The 25,557-nt window shown below is 68.4% G+C and carries 24 protein-coding genes; 17 read left to right on the top strand and 7 right to left on the bottom strand.

From position 1 onward, the window contains the following. Position 1: 1 nt before the first annotated feature. Positions 2-2,101 carry a PAS domain-containing methyl-accepting chemotaxis protein gene (locus tag V6Z91_RS19880; RefSeq protein WP_338760109.1) on the bottom strand — a complete coding sequence of 700 codons (2,100 nt, stop codon included), beginning with the start codon at positions 2,099-2,101 and terminating at the stop codon, positions 2-4. Between the two features lie 307 nt (positions 2,102-2,408). Here V6Z91_RS19880 and V6Z91_RS19875 point away from each other — a divergent pair, with 307 nt between their 5' ends. Both V6Z91_RS19875 and V6Z91_RS19870 read left to right on the top strand, forming a co-directional pair. Beyond that, positions 2,409-3,359 carry a 5'/3'-nucleotidase SurE gene (locus V6Z91_RS19875; RefSeq protein ID WP_338760106.1) on the top strand — a complete coding sequence of 317 codons (951 nt, stop codon included), beginning with the start codon at positions 2,409-2,411 and terminating at the stop codon, positions 3,357-3,359. Positions 3,360-3,376: 17 nt separating this feature from the next. Next, positions 3,377-4,000 (top strand): hypothetical protein, encoded by a 624-nt coding sequence (locus V6Z91_RS19870; RefSeq protein WP_338760102.1) that lies wholly within the window; start codon positions 3,377-3,379, stop codon positions 3,998-4,000. A gap of 4 nt (positions 4,001-4,004) precedes the next feature. Here the strand turns inward: V6Z91_RS19870 and V6Z91_RS19865 are convergent, their stop codons facing one another. Then, positions 4,005-5,231 carry a TetR family transcriptional regulator gene (locus tag V6Z91_RS19865; protein ID WP_338760099.1) on the bottom strand — a complete coding sequence of 409 codons (1,227 nt, stop codon included), beginning with the start codon at positions 5,229-5,231 and terminating at the stop codon, positions 4,005-4,007. Positions 5,232-5,355: 124 nt separating this feature from the next. Here V6Z91_RS19865 and V6Z91_RS19860 point away from each other — a divergent pair, with 124 nt between their 5' ends. Next, positions 5,356-6,492, top strand: a complete 1,137-nt coding sequence (locus V6Z91_RS19860) for an ATP-binding protein (protein WP_338760096.1) — start codon at positions 5,356-5,358, stop codon at positions 6,490-6,492. Between the two features lie 18 nt (positions 6,493-6,510). Here V6Z91_RS19860 and V6Z91_RS19855 read toward each other — a convergent pair whose 3' ends face one another. From V6Z91_RS19855 to V6Z91_RS19840, 4 genes are all read right to left on the bottom strand, one after another. After that, a complete protein-coding gene (locus V6Z91_RS19855; protein ID WP_338760093.1) occupies positions 6,511-7,134 on the bottom strand; it encodes a PEP-CTERM sorting domain-containing protein in 624 nt (207 codons plus the stop codon). A gap of 200 nt (positions 7,135-7,334) precedes the next feature. Further along, positions 7,335-8,669 (bottom strand): VWA domain-containing protein, encoded by a 1,335-nt coding sequence (locus tag V6Z91_RS19850; RefSeq protein WP_338760090.1) that lies wholly within the window; start codon positions 8,667-8,669, stop codon positions 7,335-7,337. After that, positions 8,669-9,259, bottom strand: coding sequence for a TadE/TadG family type IV pilus assembly protein (locus tag V6Z91_RS19845; RefSeq protein ID WP_338760087.1), 591 nt, complete (start codon positions 9,257-9,259; stop codon positions 8,669-8,671). Before V6Z91_RS19845 ends, V6Z91_RS19850 begins: the two co-directional genes overlap by 1 nt. 2 nt (positions 9,260-9,261) lie before the next feature. Continuing rightward, complete coding sequence (locus tag V6Z91_RS19840) at positions 9,262-9,723, bottom strand: TadE family protein (RefSeq protein WP_338760084.1); 462 nt, start codon at positions 9,721-9,723, stop codon at positions 9,262-9,264. A 150-nt stretch (positions 9,724-9,873) separates the two neighbouring features. Here V6Z91_RS19840 and V6Z91_RS19835 point away from each other — a divergent pair, with 150 nt between their 5' ends. The 14 genes from V6Z91_RS19835 (at position 9,874) to V6Z91_RS19770 (ending at position 23,335) form a co-directional block, all read left to right on the top strand. Next, positions 9,874-11,553 carry a histidine kinase gene (locus tag V6Z91_RS19835; RefSeq protein WP_338760081.1) on the top strand — a complete coding sequence of 560 codons (1,680 nt, stop codon included), beginning with the start codon at positions 9,874-9,876 and terminating at the stop codon, positions 11,551-11,553. Positions 11,554-11,578: 25 nt separating this feature from the next. Next, on the top strand, positions 11,579-12,232 hold the full coding sequence (locus V6Z91_RS19830; RefSeq protein WP_338760078.1) for a response regulator transcription factor: 654 nt from the start codon (positions 11,579-11,581) through the stop codon (positions 12,230-12,232). Positions 12,233-12,396: 164 nt separating this feature from the next. Further along, positions 12,397-12,531, top strand: coding sequence for a hypothetical protein (locus V6Z91_RS19825; RefSeq protein ID WP_338760075.1), 135 nt, complete (start codon positions 12,397-12,399; stop codon positions 12,529-12,531). Between the two features lie 32 nt (positions 12,532-12,563). After that, complete coding sequence (locus tag V6Z91_RS19820) at positions 12,564-12,737, top strand: Flp family type IVb pilin (protein ID WP_338760072.1); 174 nt, start codon at positions 12,564-12,566, stop codon at positions 12,735-12,737. A 79-nt stretch (positions 12,738-12,816) separates the two neighbouring features. After that, the gene (locus tag V6Z91_RS19815; protein ID WP_338760069.1) at positions 12,817-13,380 is read left to right on the top strand and encodes a prepilin peptidase; all 564 of its coding nucleotides are present in this window, start codon (positions 12,817-12,819) and stop codon (positions 13,378-13,380) included. Next, positions 13,377-14,756, top strand: coding sequence for an ATP-binding protein (locus V6Z91_RS19810; protein WP_338760066.1), 1,380 nt, complete (start codon positions 13,377-13,379; stop codon positions 14,754-14,756). Before V6Z91_RS19815 ends, V6Z91_RS19810 begins: the two co-directional genes overlap by 4 nt. Next, positions 14,749-15,591, top strand: coding sequence for a Flp pilus assembly protein CpaB (cpaB, locus tag V6Z91_RS19805; RefSeq protein ID WP_338760064.1), 843 nt, complete (start codon positions 14,749-14,751; stop codon positions 15,589-15,591). Before V6Z91_RS19810 ends, cpaB begins: the two co-directional genes overlap by 8 nt. 9 nt (positions 15,592-15,600) lie before the next feature. Continuing rightward, entirely contained in the window at positions 15,601-17,031 is a 1,431-nt protein-coding gene (locus V6Z91_RS19800; protein ID WP_338760061.1) for a type II and III secretion system protein family protein, read from the top strand. After that, positions 17,028-17,288: a hypothetical protein gene (locus V6Z91_RS19795; protein ID WP_338760058.1), complete on the top strand. Its 261-nt coding sequence runs from the start codon at positions 17,028-17,030 to the stop codon at positions 17,286-17,288. The genes V6Z91_RS19800 and V6Z91_RS19795 overlap by 4 nt, the downstream gene beginning before the upstream one ends. Before the next feature lie 19 nt (positions 17,289-17,307). After that, positions 17,308-18,477, top strand: a complete 1,170-nt coding sequence (locus tag V6Z91_RS19790; protein WP_338760056.1) for an AAA family ATPase — start codon at positions 17,308-17,310, stop codon at positions 18,475-18,477. Positions 18,478-18,508: 31 nt separating this feature from the next. After that, positions 18,509-19,867, top strand: coding sequence for a CpaF family protein (locus tag V6Z91_RS19785; protein WP_338760054.1), 1,359 nt, complete (start codon positions 18,509-18,511; stop codon positions 19,865-19,867). After that, positions 19,864-20,838, top strand: a complete 975-nt coding sequence (locus tag V6Z91_RS19780) for a type II secretion system F family protein (protein ID WP_338760052.1) — start codon at positions 19,864-19,866, stop codon at positions 20,836-20,838. Before V6Z91_RS19785 ends, V6Z91_RS19780 begins: the two co-directional genes overlap by 4 nt. Positions 20,839-20,848: 10 nt before the next feature. Beyond that, positions 20,849-21,799, top strand: coding sequence for a type II secretion system F family protein (locus tag V6Z91_RS19775; protein WP_338760050.1), 951 nt, complete (start codon positions 20,849-20,851; stop codon positions 21,797-21,799). A 783-nt stretch (positions 21,800-22,582) separates the two neighbouring features. Further along, complete coding sequence (locus V6Z91_RS19770; RefSeq protein WP_338760048.1) at positions 22,583-23,335, top strand: carbonic anhydrase family protein; 753 nt, start codon at positions 22,583-22,585, stop codon at positions 23,333-23,335. 21 nt (positions 23,336-23,356) lie between these two features. Here V6Z91_RS19770 and V6Z91_RS19765 read toward each other — a convergent pair whose 3' ends face one another. Then, positions 23,357-25,477 (bottom strand): EAL domain-containing protein, encoded by a 2,121-nt coding sequence (locus V6Z91_RS19765; RefSeq protein ID WP_338760045.1) that lies wholly within the window; start codon positions 25,475-25,477, stop codon positions 23,357-23,359. Positions 25,478-25,557 lie beyond the last annotated feature (80 nt).

Raw genomic sequence — 25,557 nt, 5'->3', positions numbered from 1 at the left:
GTCAGCGCTCCGTCGCCACGCGTTCCAGTTCGGCCAGCAGCGCCGATACGCTTGCCGTCGAAGCGGTTTGCGCCTGCGTGGTGTCGTGGATGCGCGCGATCGATTCGGAAGTCTTTTCCACCGACCGCACGATGCGGTCGAACGCCCCTTCCACGTCGCCGTTCAGGCGCGTGCCCTCGTCGACCCGGCTGACCGTCTGCGCGATCATCTTGCCGATCTCGCGCGCGGCCAGCGCCGACTTCTCGGCCAGCTTGCGCACTTCATTGGCCACCACCGAGAAACCGGTGCCGTGCTCGCCCGCGCGCGCCGCCTCGATCGCCGCATTGAAGGCCAGCAGGTGCGTCTGGCTGGCGATATCGCTGATGGTGTCGATGATGTCGCGCACGTCGGCCGACGATTGCTGGATCGCCAGCATCGCTTCCTTCGAGCGGGCCAGCAGCGTGCTGCCGGCACCCGCCTCCGTCTGCGTCTGGCCGGCCAGCATCGAGGAATGCTGGGCCGATTGCGCCACGGCGCCGATCGATTGCGTCAGTTCGGCCAGCACGCCGGTGATGTCGGAGAGGCGCCGCGCCACCTGTTCCTCGCGGTACACCTGGGCCGTCACGTCCATCGCGAACTTCACGACCTTGTAGGGCTTGCCACTGCTGTCCAGGATGGGGTTGTAGGTGGCCTGGATCCAGATCTCGGCGCCGTGCTTGCCATGGCGGCGGAAGCGGCCCGACTGGAACTTGCCCTGCGCCAGGTCGGCCCAGAAGTTGCGGTACTCGGCGCTCTTCACCAGTTCGCCGGCGCAGAACATGCTGTGGTGCTGGCCGACCACTTCGTCCTCCACGTAGCCCAGCGTGCGCAGGAAGTTCTCGTTTACCGTCAGCACGTTGCCGCGCATGTCGAATTCGATCACGGCCTGCGAGCGGCCGATCGCATCGAGCTTGCCGCGAATGTCTTCCGACATGCGCTTCTGGCTGGTGATGTCGGAGGCATACTTGACCACCTTCAGCGGCTTGCCGTCGGCATCGAAGATCGGGTTGTACGACGCCAGGATCCATACCGGCTTGCCGCTCTTGGTGACGCGGCGGTACTCGCCCGCGTTGAACTCGCCGCGCGCCAGACGCTCCCAGAACGCCATGTACTCGGGCGAATGGGCGAAACCGGGTTCGCAGAACATGCGGTGATGCTGGCCGCGCACCTCGTCGAGGCTGTAGCCCATCACTTCCAGGAAGTTCTCGTTGGCGTCGATGACCTTGCCGCACAGGTCGAACTCGATCACCGCCTGCACCCGGTTCACCGCGCGGATCTTGCCCTCGAAGTCGGCATTGCGGATTTTCTCCTGCGTGACATCGCTGGCGAACTTGACCACCTTGAACGGCTTGCCGGCCGCGTCGAAGATCGGGTTGTAGGTCGCCTGGATCCAGACGGCGCGGCCGTCCTTGGCGACACGCTTGAATTCACCGGAGTGGAAGTTGCCGCTGGCCAGGTGCTTCCAGAACGCGTGGTACTCGTGCGAGGCGGCATAGGCCGGCTCGCAGAACATGGCGTGCTGGCGCCCGGCCACCTCGTCGAGCGAGTAGCCCAGCGTGCCGAGGAAATTCTCGTTGGCGTGCAGGATGCGGCCCGTCAGGTCGAACTCGATCACGGCCTGCGCCCGGTCGAGCGCCGTCATCTTGCCCTTGAAGTCGGCATTGCGCAGCGTCGACGCGGTGACGTCGGTGGCGATCATGGCCACCTTCACGGCCTTGCCGTCGGCGCCGGGAACGGGAACGAACATGCCCTGCAGCCAGATCGCATGGCCATCCTTGTGCGCGATGCGATACAGGCCACCCGTGGAATCGCCGCCCACGATGCCATCCCAAAAGGCGGCGTATTCGGGCGACGCGGCATGCTCCACCGTGAGGAACATGCGGTGGTGGCGGCCCACGACCTCGGCCAGCGTATAGCCGGTCACGCCGAGGAACTTGCCGTTGGCGTGGCGGATGATGCCTTCGGGGTCGAATTCGATCAGGGTCTGCGTGCGGTCGATCGCCTCCAGGACGGCGCACGCGGTATCCACGCGCGCGTCGTCCGCTCTGGCGCCAAGGTAACCGGCGGGAATCTGGTTCGTCATGTGATGGTCTCTTGGAATAGTCGGTGCGTACGGCACGGAATCGCCGTAAGTGTATCCGCACAGCAATACAAATCAGCCGAAACATTCCTTTTGTTCAAAAAGGGGCGTTGCAGCCGCGCATCAGCTTGATGGAGGAACCATCCGGGACGACGGGCCACGGCCCGCGCACCAGGGCTGCATGGTTCGTACACCTGTCTTTTTTCTCGATTGCTCACCGGTTTAATAAGGCAACTTCGCCGTACATATGTCATCGCGTCGTCACAAAGACTTCGTAGCATGGCCGTTTTTCCAATCCGCGAAGGAATTCATGAAACACCGTCTGATCGCCGGCGCCTGCCTTGCCCTGTGCGCGGCTCCCGCATTCGCCCTGAACATCGTGCTGTCCAATGACGACGGCCTTACCAGCAACCTGAAGGCGCTCTACGAAGAGCTGAAGGTGGCCGGTCATTCCGTCATCGTGTCGGTGCCGTGCACCGGCCAGAGCGGGCGCGGCGCCGCCATCGTGATGTACAGCACCACCGTCATCGTTTCGGACAACGACAAGACGCAGATCGACGCGGAAGGCGGTTGCCACAACGGCGCGGCGCCGCTGGGCGCGCCGGCCGTTGGCCCGTTCACGAAGAGCGGCTACACGAACGGCGACTACCACTACGTGCACGGCACGCCCGTGATGGCGGTGATGTACGGCCTGGACGTGCTGGCGCCGGCGCGCTGGGGCAAGGCACCCGACCTGGTTCTCTCCGGGCCGAACGAAGGCCAGAACGTGGGCCGCCTGGTGATCAGTTCGGGCACGGTCAGCAACGCGCAGTTCGCCGCCGGCCGAGGCTTGCCCGCGATCGCCCTCAGCGCGGGCACCGATACGGTGGACAACGCGGGCCTGGCCAACGCGCATTCGCGCACCGTCGCGCAGCTGTCGATGAAATTGCTGGCCGCCCTGCAGGCCAAGGCCGGCACGGGCCCCCTGCTGCCCGCCGGCGTGGCCCTGAACGTCAACTTCCCCGACGCGCCCACGGCCGGCGCGGCGTGGGCCTTCACGCGCCACGGCACCTACGACACGTACCGCCTGAAATTCAGCAGCGCGGCGCCGTGGGGCTTGTCCGGCGCGGCACCGGCCGCGGCGACGGCCGACCAGGCCGAGGACGAGGCACTCGTCTACAGGAAGAAGGTGGCCGTGACGGCCATGCAGGTGGGCTACGACCAGCGCCCGGCCGCCCAGCAGTGGCTGCGCCTGCGCATGCGTGACATGTTCGGCCAGTGAGGCGCGCCATGCGGAACATGAACACCCTCCCCGCCATCGCCCTGGCGCTGCTGCTCGCGGCATGCGGCAGCAGCGATGAAACGGATGCGCCCGCCGTGCAGGTGACGGAACTGGGAACGGGCGTGTACGCCGTCGCCACCGGCGACGCCGGCAACCCCGTCGAAGGCAAGTACTACGCGGCCGCGGACGGCAGCCGCCTGCTGGTCCTCAACGACACGGACCAGCAGGCCAGCGCCATCTACCGGCGCGCGGCCGGCGCCGGCTGGCAGGTGTCGCCCGCCACGGCAGGCACGGCTGTCGACCTCCTGGCCAGCAATGCCGTCTCCTCGACGGTGCTCGACGGCGCATCCATCGCCGGCCGCTACGCCGTGCGCCTCGCGACGGGGGCCGCCGCAACGCTGTCGATCAGTGCGAACGGCGACATCGTGCCTGGCGACACGGCGTGCAAGCTGTCCGGCAAGCTGGCCGTCACGCCATTGCCGAACGCGCTGAAGCTCGAACTCGGCACCGCGGGTTGCGGCGACCTGCCGGCGCTGGCCGACGGCTACCTGGTGGTCGACCGCGACTACTCGCCCGCCGTGTTCCGGCTGGTGGCCACCGGCGCCAAGGCCCCGGTCGACCTGTGGGCATACGCCCGGTAAGGTATCACCGCCCCACCCACCGGGCGGCGGCGGCGAACGCCGCCGCCACCGCCGCGTCGGTCCGCTCACCCGGCGGTCCGGCAATCGTCAGGCCGGTCAACCCGAGCGACATCACTTGCGCGCACAAGGCATCGACGCCGCTTGCCCCCGGCAGGTACTTTTGCAGTACCTTGGCCAGGTTGGCGCCGCGCCGGCTGCGCATGTGCGCCAGGCGTGGCACGAGCGGCGGCATGCGCCGCGCGGCCAGCGCCACGGCAAGGTTGGCGCGCGCCAGGTCGAGCCGTGCACCGTCGCCGGCGGTGCGCCGGCGTTCCACGTCATCGAGGCTCTCCGCCTCCACTGCCGACAGCACATGCGCCGTGATCGATTCCAGGCCCGCCACCACGAGGTCGTGCTGCGTGGGGAAACGGTAGCTGAGGGTCGTGTGGGCAACGCCCGCATCGGCGGCCACCGCGCGGTGCGTCACGGCGCCCACGCCCTGCATCGCCAGGCGAATGCCGCACGCGCGGGCGGCATCGGCCACCCACGCGGGCGCCGTCCCGCGGTCGGTCGCGGGCACTTCCGCGTGCCGCATGCGCTCACCGAGCCGGTCGAACAGGATGCCGTCCGCCGCATCCGCCGCCCGCGCCGCGCCGCCGGCGAACACGCGTTGCAGGCCGAGGCGGCGCAGCAGCCGGTAGGACGGGTCGCCGTCCAGCGCCAGGCCATAAAAACCCTCGGCCAGCATGTAGCCGTGCCACCAGCCGGTCTCGATCAACGGCGCGGGAATGGCGGCGCGCCGGCCGAAGTCGTCCCAGAAGGCGCGGCATTGCGCTGTCCAATCCGCCAGCGCGGGGCGGATGGTTTGATCCCAGGTGCCGGCATGCAGCAGTTCGAAATAGAGCGTGGCGTTGTCACGCTGCCGCGTCGCCTGCTCGTCGAGGAAGGCTTCGGCAACGCTGGCGGCCAGTTGGCCCGGCAGACTGCCGATCGGTGCGAGCAGCGTGCGCCAGCCTTTCGCGCCCGTTGCTTCCTGCGCGCTGCCCGCGCGGCAGATGGCCGCAACCAGGTCGCCGCGGTTGCCATAGTGGTTGGTGAGCACGGTGACCGATACGCCGAGGCGCTCCGCCAGCGGGCGCAATGTCAGGCCCTGCAAGCCCTCGGCGGCAATGATGGCGCAGGCGGCTGCCAGCAGCGCATCGGCTGCCGGCGTCTTGCGCGATGGTGTCTTGGCAGGGACCGGCTGGGGCAAGGGGTGCTCGCGGGTGGTGGGAAATTTTGCGATTGTAGAGCAAGCCGGCCGGGCACTACGGCTCAGCCATTCGCAATGATGAGATAATGACATCACCTATTGCCATTGTTTTCAGCCACCCGCCATGCTCATCCCTCCCCCGCCCGCCTTGATCGATGCCGTGCAGCCGGACGTCCGCTACCAGGAACTGTTCGAGCAGGCGCCCGTCAGCATCCAGATCCTGGCGCCGGACGGGCGCACGCTGCGGGTCAACAAGGCGTGGAAGGAACTCTGGCAGATCCGGGACGGCACGCCGCTGCAGGCGCATATCTTCAGCGCCGGCTACAACGTATTGACGGACCCGCAGCTGATCGCCAGCGGCATCGTGCGCTACCTGGAACGGGCGCTGGCCGGCGAATCGGTGGTGATCCCGGCCCTGCGCTACGACGTGAGCGCGCTCGCCGGCAGTGGGCCAGCGCGCTGGGTCACGGCGCGCGCGCATCCGATCAAGGACGCCGCGGGGCGGATCATGGAAGTCATGCTGATGCACGAGGATATCAGCGAGCGGGTCGAGGCCGAACGGGCGATGCGCGACCAGGACCGGCGCAAGGATGAATTCCTGGCGATGCTGGCGCACGAGCTGCGCAACCCGCTGGCACCCATCTCGGCGGCGGCCGACATGCTCAAGCTCGGTGCCGGGTCCAAAGAGCAGGTGCGCAAGGCCAGCGAGGTGATCGGACGGCAGGTGCGCCACCTCACTTCCCTCGTCGACGACCTGCTCGACGTCTCGCGCGTCACGCGCGGCCTGATCGAACTGCATCGCGCCGAGGTCGACGTGACGGCGGTCGTCGCCAGCGCCGTCGAGCAGTCGCGGCCTCTCATCGAGGCGCGCGGCCATCGCTTCAGCGTGGAAGCCGATGCGCAGGGCGCCACCCTCTCCGGCGATTTCAACCGTCTCGTGCAGGTGGTGGTCAATTTGCTCAACAACGCGTGCAAGTACACGCCGCGCGGCGGGCGCATCGTGCTGGCGGTGGTCCGCTCGGGCGGGAACGTCACGATCACCGTGCGCGATGACGGCATCGGCCTCGACGGCGCACTGCTGCCACACGTGTTCGAGCTGTTCACGCAGGCCGAGCGCACGCCCGACCGCAGCCAGGGCGGGCTGGGGATCGGGCTGGCGCTGGTGAAGAATATCGTGACGATGCACGGCGGCACCGTCACGGCGCACAGCGACGGGCCGGGCATGGGCTGCGAATTCGCCGTCACGCTCGGCCTGTGCTGATCGCGCGAGAAACCCGCCTTACCTGGCGTTCTTGCGCTTGCGGCGCAGTGCGAAGCCCGTCACGGCCAGGCCGCCCAGCAGCATGGCGTAGGTGCCCGGTTCCGGGATCGGTGACACGTCGCGTGCGAACAGCGTGAGGTTCGAGAAGTCGGGATTGTTGTTGCCGTTCTGGCCCACGGTCCACAGGATTTCCCAGTCGCCTTCCAGCGTCTGGCCTGCGCCGATCGTCTGGTCGTCGAACAGCCATGCGCCGCCCTGGTTGCCGGCGTGGACCGCGAACACCAGGTCCAGCGTCAGCGCCGTGCCGGTCGTGTTCGTCACGGTCCAGCTGCCGTCGGAGCCCGCATCGCCCGAGAAAGTGAAGGCCAGCTGGCCGGCATTGCCGAAGCTGCCGCCCGCTTCATACTTGTCCAGCAGTTGCCAGTCGCCGACGCCGTAGCTGGCGAAGTCGCTCTCGAAGCCGCTCGTGTCGCCGTTCGGTCCCGATTGCGGATTCCAGCCTTGCTCATAAGCGAAGGCGTCGGCCGGTTCCCCGGCGAGCGTGACATCGGCGGCGCTGGCGCTGCCGATGGCGGCATGGGCATTGACGGCGAAAGCGAGGGTGGCCGCTGCGGCGGCGAGCGTCTTGACCAACATTTTCATGTGTATTCCCCGTATGGATGAATTGCCGGCATCTCCGGCACGAGTTGTCTTTCGTGACAATATTGATAAGACTACCATTCGGATGCCGGGTTAAGCCAGCAATATTTTCGCATTAGCTCATGCTAAAACATTGTTTTCAAAGGGAATTTTTGTTTTACCTGGACAATTGATATTTCATTGGTAGCGGATTTCCGGCGATATCACTTTGCAATTCGCAGGATAGCGGACGCCAGTTTCGAGAAGCACGGAGTCAGGTCGGCATCGGTGGCCGCATAGCAGTACATGCCCACCGGCTTGGCCGGGTCGTAGCAGCGCGCGGGGCCGTCGGCCACGTTGGCCATGCATTTCAGGAATGCTTCGTTGTTTTCGTTGTTGTAGCCGCTGGCCGACTTCAGGCCGGCACCCAGCCCGAGCGTGAAGACATAGATATTTTCGTCGCGCGCCTTGGCGGCCACGGCTTCGGCCAGGTTGTAGGCGGCCGCCCCCACGTTCTTCACGAGCAGGGTATCGGTGCCGATGTCTTCCCCCACGGTGCGGGGTCCGCCGCCCGCCAGGCGAAATTCGCGCAGCGCCGTCTCATCCTTGATATTGTGCGCGTTGTACCACTGGGCGAGCTTCGCGGGGGCATTGTTGTCGACGTCGCAGCCACCGCCGAGCTCGGTGCCGGTCGTGCCCAGGCTCCACAATCCTCGCAAGCCCTTCTGGATGTCGAGGCTGCCGGCGGTCGGGCACAGAGCCGATGACTTCAATGCGCCATACGTGCCGATGCCGGTGGGCGCCCCGTCCGAGAAGAACACGATCACGCGCATCGCCGAGCGCTTCAGCAAGGGGATCGCGTTGATCTCCGCGCGCGCATTCCACATGCCTTCCACCGACGTCGTGCCCGTGCTGAACACCATGGCATCGATGGACGACAGCATTGCCGCGCGGTCGAACCCGCGCGCGTCGCGCGAGATCGGCCGGTTGATCCTGGCGCCGGCGGCAAAGCTGACCAGGCCGACCCGGTCCTGCGTCTTGTTGAACTTGTTGAGGAACCACTTCGCCGATGCCTTCACGGTGGCGCGGTAATCGTACAGCGAGCCGGAGTTGTCGACCACCAGCACCATGTCCAGGTCCTTGCGCACCGTCTGCGCATACGCCTGCGGTGTCAGCGAAGTAAAGCCCATCACCCGCATGAAGGAGAGCTGCATCGGCGCCTCGGCCGTGACATCGATCTTCACCTCGCCGCCGTTGAACGTCACCTTCGTCGACAGCAGCTTCGGCTTGGACAGCAGGTAGCTGGCCGGGATGTTCGCCGCGAAGAATTGCGCCGATGCCGCCTGCGCGCTGGCGATCTGCTCGATCTGCGTGTTTCCCGCCGGGACGGCGCGCGCCGCGGCCACGGCCGCCGCATCGACGGCCGCGTTCAGGCGCGCCTTGACGAGATAGGCCAGGCCGCCGTCGATGACGAGGCCGGCCACGGCCAGCAGCACGAGCATGGCCAGGGCCACCATGATGGCTACAGCGCCGCGCTGCCGGGAAAGCTTGTGGGTCATCAGAACACCGTCATCGAATACAGGTCGGGGCCGAAACGGGGCGCGAAGCCCGTCAGCAGCATGTCGAAGTTGTAGAAGGTCTCGACCACGTGGACGACTTCGCCATCGTCGAGCTGGCCGTTCATCATGCCGGTCGCCGGGCGCGCGGTGGCGCTGATGCCCGTGCATGTGCCGGCGGTCCACGCCGTGCAGCCGTACACCCTGCTGGCCGGCGCATACTTGCTGTTGCGGTAGCCGAGGCCGCGCGCCGCGTCGTCCCAGCGGTACTGGTCGAGCACCACGCTGCGCGACACGCCGTTGCTGACCACGCCCATCACGCGCGTGATGTACACCATGCCGCGGCGGTTCACGTCGAGCGGCGGCGCGCTGGCCATCAGGGCGCGGATGATGTCCTGGCTGCCCGTCTCCAGTGGCGTGTTGCCGCGCGCCACCAGATTGGCGCCCTCGCGGCTGATGTTGGTGACGATGATGTTGGCCTGCAGCGCGCGGGCGCCGTCGATCAGGCCGAACAGGAGCAGCAGCAGCATCGGCAGGATCAGCGCGAATTCGACGGCGGCCACGCCGCCCTGGCGAAAGAGCTCGGGCCGCATCACTAGAAGTCCTCGTTGCGCATCGTGGCCGCAACGGCAAAGCGGTATTTGCCGTCGGCGAAGAACGCGGAAATGATCGGCGTGGTCACCGTCCATGCGCAGTTCAGCCTGAGCACGATGAGGTCGCCGGCGGTCCCGAACGTGGCGTTGCCGTAGGCGCCACTCTCGTACTTGGTATCGTTCACGACGATGACCGGCCCCACCTTGTCGTACATGCCCATCGAGCTGTCGCGGATCTTCTGGATCACGGCCGCGGAGCGCTGCTTGCCCGACTTGGCGGGATCGAGGTCGCTCTGGCCGGTGATCGCATAGCGCGCCCCTTCGCGCACGGCGTACTGCATGGTCAGCGTGACGAAGAACATCATGCCGAACTCCACCAGTGCCATCAGCACGAGCAGGAAGACCGGCGTAAGGAAGGCCATTTCGACGAGTGTGGCGCCCGTTTGACGGCGTTTGATAAACATAAGCAAACTTTGACGGAATCGGACCGCGGCTTGCGGTAAGCTTGCGATTCTACATGGCAACTTTGCTTCCAGTAGGGATCGAAACTGAAAATCAGGTCGCTGTCGGGCCATAACAACAAGGGTTACCTCCAAGGCATGTTCGGAGATTCATTGCAGGCATCGTCCACCGGCACGCGCTCCGCCGGCGATGCTCCACGCGGCCGCAATGCCGCTCCGGGCGCGGAAGCATGGATGGTGTTCGGCATGCGCATGCTGCTGGCGATCTCGGCGCTGCTCACGCTGTACACCGGCGCCGGCAATGTGATCTTCGCCGGCCGCTGGACGTGGCTGTTCTTCTTCGCCTATGCGGTGCACAGCTTCGTGCTGCTGGTCGTGGCAAGGCTGCGCGCCGGCTTCTGGCACGGCCCCGCGATGTACTGGGTCGACATCGCCTGGTACGGCCTGATGGTCTACGTGACGGGCGGCGCGCCCAGCCCGTTCTTCTCGTTCTTCTTCTTCGCGATCCTGGGCGCCTCGTTCCGCCACGGCTTCGACGATGGCGCCCGGCTCACGCTCGGCGCCGCCGTCGTGGTGACGGTCGCCGTGCTGTCCGCGCAGGGCCTGGCCGCCCTCGAACTGCTGCTGCTGCGCGCCACCTTCGTGCTGGCGCTGGGCTACATGATCGCCTACTGGGGCGGCCTCGCCGTCGACCAGCGCCGCCGGCTGTCGCTGCTGCGCGATGTCAGCCGCCTGTCCAATCCCCGCTTCGGCGTGCAGCACACGCTCGACTCGCTGATGGACAAGATCCTGCGCTTCTACGGCGGCGCCACCTGCGTGCTGCTGATGCAGGACGCGGCCGGGCGCTGGCTGCTCAATACCGTGCACCACCCGGCCGCCGGCCGGCCGATCGGCCGCAGCACGATGCGCGAGGACGCCGTGCAGCCGCTACTGGCGCCCGACGCGGCGGGCACCGTCGTCTACCGCGGCGTGGCCCGGCCATGGGCCTGCGTGCGGGCCGAACGGCTGGCCGGCGCCGGCCAGGACTGGAGCGGCATCGATCCGGCCGCCTGCGCGACCATCGCCGACCTGCTCGACGCACCGCATTTCATGAGCGCCTCCCTGCCGCTGCGCAAGGGCGCCGGCCGCATCTTCGTCACGTCCAGGCATCCGCTGCGCCGCCAGGACGCCACCTTCCTCACGCATATCGTGCAGCAGGCCTTTCCCGTCATCGAGACGATCGACCTGCTGGACAAGCTGGCATCGGAAGCGGCCTTTCGCGAGCGCCAGACCATCGCGCGCGACTTGCATGACAATGCGATCCAGCCGTATATCGGCTTGCGCAACGCCGTCTGCGCCATCCGCAACCAGGCCGGCGACGGCAACGTGGTGAGCCCTGAACTCGACCGCCTCGCCGGAATGTGCAGCGAAGTGATCGGCGACATGCGCCAGTTCGCGCACCGTTTCCGCAACGGCCGGCAGGAAGAACCGGAACTGCTCATCGCGCTGCGCCGCCACATCGGCAAGGTACGTTCGTTCTTCGACGTGGACGTGACCCTGGATGCGCGGGATGCGCCGCCGATCAGCGACCGCATGGCGGCCGAGGTGTTCCAGGTCGTCAGCGAAGGCATCAGCAATATCTGCAAGCACACGCACGCCAGGAGCGCGCAGGTGCGCATTGCCGCGCAGGGCGGCCAGCTGGCGATCGACATCGGCAACCCCGCCGACGGGGCGGTGCCGGCCGCGCCCTTCCTGCCCGTTTCCATCGCCGAGCGCGCATATGCGCTCGGCGGGCACGTGGCGGTCGAACCGTCCGCGCAGCGCACGCTGCTGTGCGTGCGGCTGCCGCTCTGACTTCATTTCGGATCAAGGAGGAACCATGACCATCCGCATCATGCTGGTGGACGACCACAAGACCATGCTGTGGGGCCTGGAGCGCCTCATCCAGGCCGAGGGGCCGGGGTTGACGCTCGTCGCCACCGCCGGCGATCCGGCCGAAGCCACCGCGCTGTGCGCGCTGCACCGCCCCGACATCGTGCTGCTCGACCTCGACCTGAAGGGCAGCAGCTCGCTCGACATCCTGCCCTCCCTGCTGGCCAATGCCGGGACGCGCGTGGTCATCCTGTCCGCCAACCGCGACCACGCGACGCTGGCCGCCGCCGTCAAGCTGGGCGCGCGCGGCGTGGTCAGCAAGGAAGCGCCGGCCGAAGACGTGCTGGCCGCCGTGCGCAAGGTGCATGGCGGCGAGCTGTGGCTCGACCAGCCGCTGATGCAGGCGCTGCTCGGGCAGCTCGTGGCGCCGCCGCCGGCCGCGGCCCCCGAGGCGGGGCGCATCGCCGCGCTGACGCCGCGCGAGCGCGAGGTGATCGGCATGATCGTGCAGGGCAACGGCGCCCTGAACAAGGAACTGGCCGACCGCGCCTGCATCTCGGAGCGCACGCTGCGCAACCACCTCACGGCCATCTACCAGAAGCTGGACGTGGCCAACCGGCTCGAGCTGTACATGTACGCCACCCGGCACGGGCTGGGCTGACGCCGGCGCATAGGACATATGTCCCATGCCGCCCCGGCCGAAGCTCCCAGGCAAAAGGGGAGCTTTGACGGATGTGCGGCAACGGGCCGGCCGGTACGATGCTGTTCATGCGCTGCGCCATTTGAGCGGCGCGACAGAAACCGAACCGGAGCGACGTGTACAGAATGGAAAAAGAGGAAGAATTCCTTGTCGAGCAGTACGAACGCAAGGGAACCTCAGCCATGCCGTACATCGTGCTCGCGGCGCTGGTGGCAGTCGTAGGTCTCATCGCGGGATTGGCCGCATGGACTGGCGCATAGCAACCGACCAACCCTGACACGAGGACATGACCATGCAATCCATCAAGAACTTCATCGCCGAAGAAGACGGCGTCACCGCCATCGAATACGCACTGATCGCCGCCGTCGTCGCCGGCATCATCGGCGTGGCCTTCGGCAACCTGGGCACCAAGATCAAGGAACTGTTCACCACGATCGGCGGCAAGATGACCGTCGCCACCAGCTGATCGCCGCGGCCTCCGCACCCCGTCCGGAACAGGCCTGCTTGTTCCGGACTTTTATTTTCGGCTCCCGCAAGACTTGACAATGCCAACCCAGCTTCCCCTCCTGCTGCTGTCCGTGCTGCTCGGCCTGGCCGTCTGGCACGACCTGCGCGCGCGCCGCATCCCGAACGCCATCGTGTTCCCGGGCGCCCTCGCGGGCCTGGCGCTGCACGCGCTGCTGCCGGCGGGGTCCGGGCTGTTCGGCACGCCGATGGGAAGCCTCGGCATCCTGTCCGCGCTGGGCGGCCTGGCGCTGGGCCTGGCGATCCTGCTGCCCATGTACGTATTCCGCCTGATGGGCGCCGGCGACGTGAAGCTGCTGGCGATGGTCGGCGCGTTCGCCGGCCACGGCGACATCCTGGCGGTGGGCATCGCCGCGCTGCTCGCCGGCGGCGTGCTCGCGCTGGCGGTGGCGGCCGCGCAGGGCATCCTGGGCCGCGTGCTGAACAACACCTGGCAGACGCTGCTGCACGCCGGCCTGACGCACATGCGGGACGGCATGGCACTGCCCGACCCCAGCGGCCGGCTGCCTTACGCGGTGGCGATCGCCGCCGGCACCGCGGCCTGCGTGGCATGGCTGCGCGTGTTCGGGGAGCTGCCGCTGTGAACGGTGCCATCGCCGTCCCGGCCGACGCGCGCGCCCCGCGCACCGTCGACGAGACCGGCCTGCCCTTCCTGTTCCTGGCCGAGCTGGTGGCCAAGGTGCTGCACCAGCGCGGCCAGCTGCGGCTGCCGGAGCTGGCCGCGCACCTGAAGCTGGGCGTGGGCGTGCTCGATCCGCTGATCGGCTTCCTGCGCGCCGAGAAACTGTGCGAAGTGGCGCGGGTGGGCAGCAGCGGCACCGATGCCGACCTGTCCTACCTGCTGACGGACGCGGGGCGCCAGCGCGCCGCGGCCGCCCTGGCCCGCAACGCGTATGCCGGCCCGGCGCCCGTCACGCTGGCCGCCTACACCGCCCAGGTGCAGGCGCAGAGCGTGGCCGGGGTGCAGGTCACGCAGGCGCACATGGCCGCCGTGTTCGATGGCATCGTGGCGAACCCGCGCGTGCTCGCGCAACTGGGCTCGGCCATGAACTCCGGCCGAGCGCTGTTCCTGCATGGGCTGGCCGGCAGCGGCAAGACCTATCTGGCCGAACGCCTGCGCGACCTGCTCACCGGCACCATCGCCGTGCCCCACGCGCTGATGGTCGATGGCGAGACGATCCCGTTCTTCGACGGCGTGCAGCACCTGCCCGCCGACGACGCGGTGCCGGCCGCGACCGGCATCGACCGCGGCATGGCGCCGGACATGCGCTGGGTGCGCGGGGTACGCCGCCCGGCCGCGCTGGCGGGCGGCGAACTGACGCTGGACATGCTCGACCTGCGCTTCGATCCGCACACCCGCCTGTACCAGGCGCCGCCGCACCTGAAGTCGAACAACGGCATCTTCATCATCGACGACCTGGGCCGGCAGCGCTGCGCGCCGGAAGCGCTGATGAACCGCTGGATCGTGCCGATGGACCGCAATGTCGACTACCTTACTCTGCACACGGGCCACACCTTCCAGGTGCCGTTCGACGTGATCGTGGTGTTCTCGTCGAACTTCGTGCCGCACCGGCTGTCCGACGGCGCCTTCCTGCGCCGCCTGGGCTACAAGATCGAGGTGCCGCCGGCCGCCCCGGCCGAATACGCCCGGCTGCTGCGCCAGGCCTGCGCGGCCGCCGGCGTGCAGTGCGACGACGCGCTCTTCGCCGATGCCCTCGCCTACCTGCTGGAGTGCCATCGCGAGCGCGGGGTGCCGCTGCTGGCGTGCTACCCGCGCGACCTGATGCGCCAGCTGCGCGACCTGGCCCGCTACGAGGACCGCGCGCCGGAACTCTCGCGCCGCACGCTGGACTGGGCGTGGGAAAACTATTTTGCCGCCGGCAGCCTCCATGGCTGCGCCGCGGACCTGGACCGCCGCGACCGCGGCCTGAACGACCAAGGATGGAGAGACAATGCGTAATTCCCGATCGCTCGTGATCATCGGCGTGGCGCTGTTCCTGGGGCTGGCCGCCGTGCTGGTGGCCGCCAAATGGATGGGCGAACAGGGCGCCGCCGGCTCCCGCGTGGCGGTGGCCGCCGTGGACATCGGCCAGGGCAGCCGCCTGGCCCCCGCCAGCGTGCAGCTGGTGGACTGGCCGGCCGGCTCCGTGCCGCCCGGTGCCATCACCGACCCGAAGCTGCTCGCCGAGCGCGTCACGCGCGCCGACATCGCGCGTGGCGAGCCGGTGCTCGAATCGAAACTGGCGCCGCCCGGCACGACCGGCGGCCTGTCCGCCGTCGTCGCCGCCGGCAAGCGCGCCATGACGGTGCGCGTGAACGACGTGGTCGGCGTGGCCGGCTTCGCGCTGCCGGGCAACTACGTGGACATCCTCGTCAACCTGCAGGGCACGACCAGCGACGCGGGCACGCAGCAGCAATCGATCTCGAAGATCGTGCTGGAGCGCATCCTGGTGCTGGCCGTGGCGCAGGAATCGAACCGCGACGACACCAAGCCGCGCGTGGTCAACGCCGTCACGCTGGAACTGGCGCCGGACCAGGTGGAAAAGCTCGACCTGGCGCGCAGCATCGGTTCGCTGTCCCTCGTGCTGCGCAACCAGGTCGATCCGCAGCCGGCCAACACGGACGGGGCCACGCGCGAATCCGTGCTGGGCCTGCCGCCGGCCAAGGCCGCCCCCGCCCCGGTGCGCGCCCAGGCCGCGCCGCGCCCCGCCGCTCCCGCACCCGCCCCCGTACGCCGGCCCGAAGGCGTACTCGTGATCCGCGGCCTGGACGCCGCGCCACAAGCCACTCACTGAAGAACCGTCATGAAGCCTCTTCCCAACGCCCGCAAGACCCTGCTCGCCGCCAGCCTCGCGCTGGCCACGGGCGCCAGCCTGGCCGCCGCGCCGGACTGCGTCGACCTGCGCGGTGGCGACACCAAGACCCTGCAGCTGGTGCGCGGCAAGTCCACCCTGAAACGCTTCTGCACCCCGGCCGCCCAGGTAACCGTGGGCGCGCCGGAAATCGCCAACGTGGTGGTGCCGAACGCGAACGAGGTGGTGATCGTGGCGCGCAGCGTCGGTACCACCAACCTCATCGTCTCGGGCCGCGACGGCCGCTCCACCGTGTTCGACATCGCCGTGGCCATGGATACCGCGCCGCTGCGCGCGCAGTTCGACACGCTGTTCCCGGGCGAGAAGGAGGTCCGCATCGGCAGTTCCGGCAATGCGCTGGTGCTGTCGGGCCTGGTCAGCGATTCCGCCGTGGCCGCCCAGCTGCTTGCCATCGCGACCGCGTTCCAGGAAAACGCCGCGCAGTCCGCCGCGGCCGCCGGGCCGGGCACACCGTCCGCCGGCGGTGCCGCCGCCCCGGCTCCGGCCGCGGCACTGCCCGCCGGCGCGCCCAAGGTGCTCAACATGCTGGCGGTCGCGGCGCCGCAGCAGGTGCTGCTGGAAGTGAAGATCGCCGAGGTATCCAAATCGCTGGTCGACCAACTGGGCGCCAGCATGGGCTACGCGAAGACGAACGGCAGCTGGACCTACGGCATCGCATCGAGCCTGCTGTCGGAAACCGGCAATGTGCTGGGCGCTGTGAAGAGCGCCAGCACGCAGCTGATGATCGACGGCCAGAAACGCGACGGCCTGGTGAAGATCCTCGCCGAGCCGACGGTGATGGCGATCAGCGGCCAGGAAGCCAGCTTCCTGGCCGGCGGCAAGATCTTCATTCCCGTGGCGCAAAGCTCCACCACCGGCGTGCCGACCATCACGCTGGAGGAGAAGGAATACGGCGTGGCCGTGAAGTTCACGCCGACCGTGCTGGCCGGCGGGCGCATCAACCTGCGCGTGGCACCGGAAGTGTCGGAGCTGAACCGCGAGGGCATCGGCATCAGCACGTCGAGCTCGGGCGCCACGGCGATCCTGCCGTCGTTCACCACGCGGCGCGCCAGCACCACCGTGCAGCTGCAGGATGGCCAGAGCTTCGCCATCGGCGGCCTGATCCGCAACAACGTGACCAGCAACATCAAGCGCTTCCCCTTCCTGGGCGAGGTGCCGGTGCTGGGCACGCTGTTCCGCAGCAGCGATTTCCAGAACGACCGCACGGAACTGGTCTTCATCGTCACGCCGCACCTGGCCAAGCCGCTGCCGGCCGCGCCACGCCTGCCCACGGACGATTACATCCAGCCCACGCGCGGCGAATTCCTCATCGGCGGCCAGCACGAAGGCAAGGCCGCCCCTGCCGCCAAGGAGCAGCAATGATCACGATCCGACCGGCCGCCATCGCCCTGGCGGCCATTGCCCTGCTCGCGGGCTGCGCGAGCCACGAGCGTTCCGCCACCGGCACCAGCGTGCGCACCATCATGGCCAGCCAGATGCTGCCGCCGCAGGCGGCGCAGCGGGCCGGCACCGACGCGGCCAGTGCCGTCGCGGGCTACGCCAATTACCAGAAGTCGTACGTGACGCCGACGCCGCAGGACAGCAGCGGCATGGTCGGCGGCGGCATCACCCGCAACTGACGGGAAACGAGGAACCATCATGAAGATCGCAGTCCTGTCGCGCGACGACCGCCACCTGATCGAGGTGGCGCGCCAGTTGCGCGCCCGCCCCGGCACCGACGAGGTGGACATGATCGCCGGGAGCCCGGCCCGCCTGACCACCCTGGCCGACGACGCCGTGCCCGACGTGCTGGTGGTGGACCAGCCGCGCGCCGGCGAGGGCGAGCTGGACCAGCTCGAGCGCCTGGGCCACCTGTTCCCGCGCATGGCCTTCATCGTGCTGACCGCCGACCTGTCGCAGGAGTTCCTGCTGGCCGCGATGCGCGCCGGCGTGCGCGAAGTGCTGCCGGCCGCGCCGTCCGCCGCCGCCCTCGCCCAGGCGCTGGACCGCATCGCCGAGAAGCTCGGTACCCAGGCCGGCGCCAACGGCAAGGTGCTGGCCTTCATCTCCTGCAAGGGCGGCAGCGGTTCGACGTTCCTGGCCACCAACCTGGCCTATGCGCTCTCGGCCACCGGCAAGCGCGTGGCCCTGATCGACATGAACCTGCAGTTCGGCGACGCCTCGCTGTTCGTTTCCGACACCAAGCCGCTGGCCACGCTGTCCGACGTCGCCACGCAGATCCACCGCCTCGACCCGTCGTTCCTGGCCTCGAGCATGGTTGCGGTGACGCCGAACTACAGCGTGCTGGCCGCGCCCTCCGATCCGGCCCACGCCGGCGACGTGAAGCCCGAGCACATCGACGCCATCGTCAAGCTGGCGCGCCGGCAGTACGACTTCATCGTGCTCGACGTGGGCCGCAGCCTGGACCCGGTGAGCATCCGCGCGCTCGACCATGCCGACACGATCCATCCCGTGCTGCAGATGACGCTGCCGTATATCCGCGACGGCAAGCGCCTGCTGGACGTGTTCCGCAACCTGGACTACGGCAAGGACAAGATCGAGCTGGTCGTCAACCGCCACGACAAGAACAGCGACATCCGCCTGAAGGACCTCGAGGAGGCGTTCGAGACCAGCACCCTGCGCACGATGCCGAATCACTACGACGCGGCGGCGAAGTCGGTCAACCAGGGCGTGCCGGTGACGCGCCTGGTGCCGGACAGCCCGCTGTCGGCCGCGCTCGAACAGATGGCGCGCGACCTGACCGGCGCCGCGCCGCCGAAGCAGGCGGCCGGCCTGATGGCCCGCCTGTTCAGCCGCCGCGCGGCCTGATGCCCACCGAAACGCACCGACCGGGAATCCCATGAACCTGCCCTCCTCTTCCCTGCGCGAGCGCCTCGGCAGCGGCGCGCCGCGCCCCGTGGCCCAGCGCGGCGCCATCGACAACCGCGCCTACCACCAGCTGAAGCACCGCATCCACGAGGCGCTGCTGGACCGTATCGACCTGGAAAGCATGCAGCGGCTGTCGCAGGACCAGATCCGCCAGGAACTGCGCCTGCTCGTCGAGCGCCTGCTCGAGGAAGAGATGGTCGTCATCAACGACGCCGAGCGCAAGACCCTGACGCGCGACATCCAGAACGAGATGCTCGGCTTCGGCCCGCTGGAACCGCTGCTGGAAGATCCGACCGTGTCCGACATCCTCGTCAACACGCACCGTCAGGTGTACGTCGAACGGCGCGGCCGGCTGGAACTTTCGGACGTGACGTTCACCGACGACGCCCACCTGATGAAGATCATCGACAAGATCGTCTCGCGCGTGGGCCGCCGCATCGACGAGTCGAGCCCGATGGTCGACGCGCGCCTGCCGGACGGTTCGCGCGTCAACGCCATCATTCCGCCGCTGGCGATCGACGGCCCGGTCATGTCGATCCGGCGTTTCTCGGCCGACCCGCTGCGCCTGGCCGACCTGGTGTCCTACGGCAGCATGACGGCCGACATGGCCGAGGTGCTGCAGGGCCTGGGCAAGGCCAAGGTCAACATCCTCATCTCCGGCGGCACGGGCAGCGGCAAGACGACGATGCTGAACGTGATTTCCGGCTTCATCAACCAGAGCGAGCGCATCGTGACGGTGGAAGATGCCGCCGAGCTTCAGCTGCAGCAGCCGCACGTGGTGCGCCTCGAGACCCGCCCGCCGAACATCGAAGGCAAGGGCGAGGTCACGCAGCGCGCGCTGGTGCGCAATGCGCTGCGGATGCGCCCGGACCGCATCATCCTGGGCGAGGTGCGCGGCGCCGAGGCGCTGGACATGCTGGGCGCCATGAATACGGGTCACGAGGGCTCGATGGCCACCATCCACGCCAACACGCCGCGCGATGCCCTCACGCGCCTCGAGAACATGGTCAGCATGGCGGCCGCCACGCTGCCGCCGCGCGCCATGCGCCAGCAGATCAGCTCCGCCGTCGGCGTGGTGGTGCAGGTGTCGCGCCTCACCGACGGCAAGCGCAAGGTGTTGTCGATTTCCGAGGTGACGGGCATGGAAGGCGACGTGATCACGATGCAGGAAATCTTCTCGTTCAGGCAGACCGGCGTGGCGGACGACGGCACCGTGCAGGGCCACTTCAGCGCCAGCGGCGTGCGCCCGCGCTTCGCCGAGCGGCTGCGCACCTTCGGCGTGACGCTGTCGCCGCAGGTGTTCGAGCCGCGCATGGAGCCTGCCCGATGAACACTACGTTCGCGCTGTTCGTGGTGCTGCTGTTCGCCGCCGTGATGCTGCTGGTGTGGGGCGTGTACAGCGGCTGGGCGGCGCACCGGGACCCCGAGGCCGAGCGCGTGGCGCGCCGCCTGCGCAGCGTCATCGGCGGCGAGGCGCGGCAGTCGGACGTGACGATCGTCAAGGAGCGCCGGCTCAGCGAAAGCGCCGAGCTCGATTCGCTGCTGCGCGCGATGCCGGGCGTGCGCCGGCTCGACCGCATGCTCATGCAGGCCGGCGCGCGCTACACGGCGGCCCGCCTGCTTGCCTTCTGCGCGGGCGGCGCCGCCACCGGCCTGGCCGCCGCGGCCTGGCTGGCCCTGCCCGGCCCGGCCATCGCCGCCGCCTGCGCCGCGGGCGCGGCCGCGCCGCTCATGCACCTGGCCCGCACGCGCGAGCGCCGCATGGCGCGCTTCGAACTGCAATTGCCGGAGGCGCTGGACATGATGAGCCGCGCCATGCGCGCGGGCCATGCCTTCCCCACCGCGCTGAAGCTGGTGGGCGACGAGATCGCCGCGCCGCTGGGCGAGGAGTTCAAGGCCGCGTTCGACGAAGTCAATTTCGGCGTGAGCATGGCCGATGCGCTGAACAACCTGGCCCAGCGCGTTCCCAGCATGGACCTGCAGTATTTCGTGGTGGCCGTGCTGATCCAGCGCGAGACGGGCGGCAACCTGACCGAGCTGCTCTCTTCGATCAGCGCCATCATCCGCGACCGCCACCGCCTGCGCGGCCAGGTCCGCGTGCTGTCGGCCGAGGGCCGCATGTCGGCGTGGATCCTGTGCCTGCTGCCGTTCGGTGCCGCCGCCATGATGGCAGCCATCGATCCCGGCTCCCTGGGCGTGCTGGCGACCGAGCCCGCCGGCCGCAAGATGGTGGGCATGGGCGCCGCGATGATGCTGGTCGGCGTGCTCGCCATCCGCAAGATCATCCGCATCCGCATCTGAACCATTCCCCATGAATCCTGCACAACTCCTCCTCCTGGCCGGCATCTTCGTGCTGGTATTCGGCCTTGCCGCGCTGGCCATGCTGCTGCTGACGCGCGACCCGGTCCGGCACCGCCTGTCGGCACTCGACGAGCGCGATGGCGCCGCGCGGGCGGCTGCCGCCGAGCCGGCACGCGACTGGCTGCGGCGGCTGGCGCGGCTGGCCGAGCCGCTGGCCAGGCTGTCCGTGCCCGCCGAAGGCTGGGAGAACTCGCCGGTGCGCCTGCGTTTCATCCATGCCGGCTGGCGCGGCGCTTCCACCCCCGGTCTCTTTCACGCGGGGAAGACCGCGCTCACGCTCGGGCTGCCGCTGCTGGCCTGGATCGTGCTGGGCAATGACCCGCAGCGCTCGGGCAGCACCACGATCCTGTGCCTGGCGATCGCGGCCGCCTTCGGCTATTACGCGCCCGACTTCGCGCTGCGCCGGCGCATCGCCACGCGCCAGCGCGAGATCTTCGAAACGTTCCCGGATGCGCTCGACCTGATGACGGTGTGCGTGGAAGCCGGCCTGGCGATGGACGCGGCGCTGGCGCGCGTGGGCGCCGAGATCGGCCTGAAGAGCGCCGTGCTGGCCGAGGAACTGCAGCTCGTGACGCTGGAACTGCGCGCCGGCAGCGCCAAGGACAAGGCGCTGCGCAACCTGGCCCTGCGCACCGGCGTGGAAGACGTCGATTCGCTGGCGAAGATGCTGATCCAGGCCGACCGCTTCGGCACCAGCGTGGGCACGGCCCTGCGCGTGCAATCGGAGCAGCTGCGCACCCGGCGCCGGCAGCTGGTCGAGGAGCAGGCGGCCAAGATCGCCACCAAGCTGCTGTTCCCGCTGATCTTCTTCATCTTCCCCAGCCTGCTGGTCGTCCTGCTGGGACCTTCGCTGATCCGCATCCTCGGCTCGATCACGCCGGTGCTGGGGTCGGTGAACTAGGAAGCCTTCACGCCTCCGGCTTCAGCACCATCTCCACGTGGTTCCTGCGGTCGAGGAACCGCCGCGCGGCCGCCTTGATATCCCCGGCGGTCACCGCGTTGATGCGCTCCTCGATGCGCAGGATCTCGTGCGGGTCCTTGTCCTCCAGCCATCTTCAGGTAGTTCATCCAGTAGCCGTTCTCGCGCAGCGAGCGGCGGTACGTTTGCAGCCTGGCCTGCATGGGATCTCCGCCGCCGTGCCGCCGACGAACGGCGGTTCGGCCACCTGGGTCAGGCGGGCGAACCGCGCCGACAGCAACCGGGCGAACAGGCGCCGCACGAGGATGTCGCGGAAGTCGCCCACCGTCCGCGGCGGCTCGATTATCAATCCGACAAGAACACGGCGCTCAAGCGGATGAGCAAAAGCGGATTCTCACGCGAATCTCACGGCCCGGGTCGCCGGTACCTGGCGTATGTTCCGAAGCGACCGGCAGCGCGATTGCCGGCCCGGTCATCTTGTATACAATTCTTGTATGCGATTTCTCGCATGACCGCGTGGACCGGCTGGCGCCTGCTTGCCGGCGCCGCGCCATCGGCTGGCGGCCCGGCCCCGCAAACGGGGCAAGGAAACTCCAGCCCGATGACCGGTGGCGACCGCCACTTCCCCGGTATCGCCATGTGCCGGCAACGCCCGCACACGACACCCATGCCCGGAACGGACGTGCCGCCCTGTGCGGCTGCGCCGCGCCGCCGGGCGTGGCCGGCGAGCCGCCAAGCAGGCGTCATCCATTGAACAAGGTGTCCATGAAATCGAAAGTCAAGTTGGCATTAACGGTCATCGCGGCGTTGGCCGCCACGGCAAGCGCGGGGGCGGCCGATACGCGCCCTCACTGGGAGTACCAGGGCAAGGCAGGAGCCGCCCATTGGGGCGAGCTGGCGCCGGATTTCGCCGCCTGCGGGCGCGGCAAGGCGCAGTCGCCCATCGATATCCGTGCCCCCAGGGCAGGCGCCGCGTCGCCGATCGGCTTCGCCTACCGCGCCAGCAGCGCCGATATCGTCAATAACGGCCACACCGTGCAAGTCGACCTGGCGGACGGCGGCGACATCGACGTGGCCGGCACCACGTACCGGCTGGTGCAGTTCCACTTCCACACGCCGAGCGAGGAAGCCGTGAACGGCCGCCGCTACCCGCTCGTGGCCCACCTGGTGCACAGGAGCGACGCGGGCGAACTGGCCGTGGTGGCCGTGCTGTTCAAGCGGGGCCGGGACAATGCCGCGCTGGGTCCCGTGTTTGCCGGCATGCCGGCGACGGCGGGCGAAAAGCGCGCCGCCACCGCCGAATTCGATGCGGCAGCCCTGCTGCCCGAGCGGCGCGGCTACTACGGCTATACCGGTTCGCTGACGACACCGCCCTGCAGCGAAGGCGTGCGTTGGCATATCCTCAAGGAGCCGGTCGAAGTCTCGTCGGCGCAACTGGCCGCGTTCCGCAAGCTGTACCGCATGAATGCGCGGCCCGTTCAGCCGCTGAACGGGCGCGTGGTCGAAGTCACGCAATAAGCCAACGGACAAGCGGCGCGGTCAGGCGTGCCCGATACCGGCCGTGCCGTACGCGTGCTCGAACTCGGTGATCGGCATTGGCCGGCCCAGCAGGTAGCCCTGCATCGAGGAGCAGCCGCCATCGACGAGAAAGTCGCGCTGCGCCTCGTATTCCACGCCTTCGGCCACGATCTCGAGCTTGAACTGGCGGGCCAGCGCGATGATGGCCTCGACGATGGAGGCTGAGCCGGGATCGATGCCGATGTCGCGCACGAAGGAACGGTCGATCTTCAGGGCCGAGAGCGGAAAGCGCTTCAGGTAGGCCAGCGAGGAATAGCCGGTGCCGAAATCGTCCAGCGAGAAGCAGATGCCCTGGGAGCGCAGCTCATGCATGCGTTGCGTGATCTCCTGCGTATCCTCGGCGAACACGCTTTCCGTCAGTTCCAGGTACAGGCGCTCGGGCGGCGCGCCCGTGCCGCCCAGGATGGTCGCGACCGTGGCCGGGAAATGCGGGTCGCGCATCTGCTGCACGCTCACGTTCACGGCCAGCTTCAGGCGGCCCAGCGCCGGGTCGAGGTGCCAGCGCGCCAGCGCGCGGCAGCTTTCCTTCAGCACGTGCTCGCCCAGCGGCAGGATCAGGCCGGACTCCTCGGCGAAGCCGATGAACTGGTCCGGCCCGATCAGGTCGCCCTCGCCGCGTTGCCAGCGCACCAGCACCTCGGCGCCCACCAGGCGATCGTCGGCGTCGAACTGGGGCTGGCAATACAGGCAGAACTGGCCCAGCGACAAGCCGTTGCGCATCGCGGTCTCGAAGGCGGCGCGGCGGTCGGCGGCATCCTGCATGCTGGGGTCGAAGAAGCGCGCGAGATTGCGCCCGTCGGCCTTGGCGCGGTACATCGCCAGATCGGCCTGCTTGAGCACCGTTTCTATATTCGTGCCGGTCCCCGAAAACAGCGTGACGCCGATGCTGGCCGTGGTCTTGAACAGTAGCGAATCGAGCTGCCAGGGCTGGGCCAGGGCCGCCAGCAGCTTGCCGACCACGCGGCTCGCTTCGGCCGCCGCGCCATCCGCCGTGGAACTCAGGTTTTCCAGCACGATGACGAACTCGTCGCCGCCCAGCCGCGCCAGCTGGTCGCTGTGGCGCACGGTGTTGCGCAGCCGATGGGCCGTCTGCAGCAACAGCATGTCGCCGAGATCGTGCCCCATCGTGTCGTTGAGCAACTTGAAATTGTCGAGGTCCAGGTAAAGCAGCGCGCTGTAATGCCCCGAGCGGGCGGCGCGCGCCAGCACGTGTTCCAGTTCCTCGATCAGGAAGCGCCGGTTCGGCAAGCCGGTCAGGTGGTCAAAGTAAGCCAGCTCGTAGATTCGCCGCTCAGTGCGCTTGCGTTCGGTGAGATCGGTATTGACACCCGAGATGCGCAGCGCCTTGCCCTGCTCGTCGCGCAGCACGTAACCGCGCGACAGCACGGGCACGTAATGGCCGTCGCGATGCTGCAGGCGGAATTCCACGCTGAAACTATCGCGCTTGCTGGGCAGCAGCTCGGCCACGTATTCCTTCACCATCGGATCGTCGTCGGGATGCAGCATGCGGACCCAGGCGCCAGAATCGTCGAGCCCCTCGCCGCTGGGGTAGCCGAGCATGTTCCACCACCGTTCCGAGTAATACACGTCGCCGGTGACGAGGTCCCAGTCCCACGGCGCGTCCGTCGATCCCTTCAGTACCAGCCGCAGCCGCTCCTCGGATTTCTCCAGTGTCTGCTGGGTGACCTTCAGGGCCGTGCAGTCGGTGAAGCAGACCACCACGTGCCGCAGCTTGCCGGCGCCGTCGAATTCCGGGTAAGCATTACACAGCAGCCAGCAGACCCCATCCGGGCGGACGACCCCGGCAACCATGCCGGACAGCTTCCGCCCGGTGGCGAGCACCACGTTCGTCGGAAACTCCTCGATGGGGAGCGGTGTGCCATCGGCGCGCAGCAGCATCCAGTTGCGCGCGTTGGCTTCCAGCCCGAGCAGCTCGGCCTCGCTGCGGCCCAGCAATTCCTGCGCGAGGCGGTTGACGGAGACGATGCGCCCGTCCGCGGCGTGCACCACCACGCCGGCGGGCAGGTTGTCGTGCAGCGTATCTAGGGAAAACAGCACTTCCGCCGGGGACGTGTGCGGCATGGCGTCTCATGTAAAAGTCAGCATCGGGTCGTTCGATACTAGCAGCTTACCTAGGTCATGTCGCGCACTTCATTGGTGCG

Source organism: Massilia sp. METH4, assembly GCF_037094685.1.
In the GTDB taxonomy this organism is placed as follows: domain Bacteria; phylum Pseudomonadota; class Gammaproteobacteria; order Burkholderiales; family Burkholderiaceae_D; genus Rugamonas.
Note: the sequence above shows the minus strand (reverse complement) of the source record. Positions and strands in the feature narration are given on the sequence as shown.